General features: G+C 45.1%; 1 protein-coding gene. It reads right to left on the reverse strand.

Features of this window, described 5'->3' with window-relative positions:
* Positions 1–32: 32 nt before the first annotated feature.
* Positions 33–1013 carry an IS110 family RNA-guided transposase gene (locus tag F0145_RS26025; RefSeq protein WP_150093620.1) on the reverse strand — a complete coding sequence of 327 codons (981 nt, stop codon included), beginning with the start codon at positions 1011–1013 and terminating at the stop codon, positions 33–35.
* Between the last annotated feature and the right edge of the window lie 232 nt (positions 1014–1245).

The following is a 1245-nucleotide window of genomic DNA, read 5'->3' on the forward strand; positions in this document are numbered from 1 at the left end:
TTTAACATGAACTGTGTTAAAAGTCAAGCTTCTTAGGCGGAAATAGTAGTAAAATCAGGGCGGTAGGGAATACCAGATTTTACAATGGCAAAAGCTTGTTTGAGCAGCTTGTTGCAGACCGCAATTAAAGCCAATTTCCCATTTTTACCTTTAGCCACTAGTCGGTCGTAAAGGGCCTTACAGGCCGCATTAGATTTCTTGGCCGAGAAGCTGCAAACATATAATTTGCTTCGAATTAAGCTACCTCCCATCTTGGTGATGCGCACCTTCCCTCGGATGCTAGTTCCGGACGTATACTCCCGAGGAGAAAGACCGGCTTTGGCAATCAGCTGCCGATAGTTGCTCACGTCACGGAAGCCGCCGGCAAATAAAAGCAGCGTGCCCGCTGTCTTTCGGCCGATACCCGGAATAGAAGAGAGCAACTTTATCTCCTTGGCAAATGCCTTTTCCAGCGTGGCCAGTAGTTTATCCTCTAACTGATTTATCTGTTTTTCTAGGGTCTTGAGCGTTTGTTTCAAGCTTTTGGCAGCCAACTGGCATTTGACTGGCTGTAGTTCGAGTGCTTCCAGGGAGTTAATGACCATGGTTTTCTGCTTGATGAGCTGCTCAATTACTTGCTCCATCTGGCGACATTCTACTATTATCATCTCCTCTGGCTGCCAGTGAGTCACCTGGTTCTGTTCTCCATAGCGCCTGATCCACTGAGCGTCTTTCTTGTCACTCTTGCCCTTGCCCAGATGCATCTGAATATAGCGCTTGATAATAACCGGATTCACCACCACTACCGGTGCTCCCTGCTCATGCAGGTAATAGGCCAACTGTAGGTAATAAATACCGGTGGCTTCCATGACATACAGACTCTCCGTGCCGCACTGCTTAATCAACTGCTGGAAGCCGGCTGGGTTGTTTTCCGTCTCCAGGTGCTGCAACTTCTCCTCTACCAAGTGGCAGATAGCCAGGGAGTCTTTACTAACATCAATACCTACTACTTTTTGTTTTGCTGAAGTGGCCATAACTTTAAGTTTTTAGTAAAGGGAAGAAAAATATGTTAAAAAGAGCAGACTATGGTGGCTTTCTCTATCCTGATACAAGCTCTAGGCTTAATGGAACTGTCCAAAGTAACCATAGAAAAGGAAGGGGATTCTCATGTTAAACAGGTTCTCAAGACCAAATAATACCTTAAATCTTTAACCTTCCTTTCATCTCTTTAAACCAAATATAGGCAACAGGACAAACATAGGATAA

Source organism: Adhaeribacter rhizoryzae, from assembly GCF_008629685.1.
Taxonomy (GTDB): Bacteria; Bacteroidota; Bacteroidia; order Cytophagales; family Hymenobacteraceae; genus Adhaeribacter; species Adhaeribacter rhizoryzae.

What these genes read in the sequence shown, in the direction of transcription:
- F0145_RS26025 (WP_150093620.1), bottom strand. Translation starts at nt 1,013, where the DNA reads ATGGCCACTTCAGCAAAACAAAAAGTAGTAGGTATTGATGTTAGTAAA.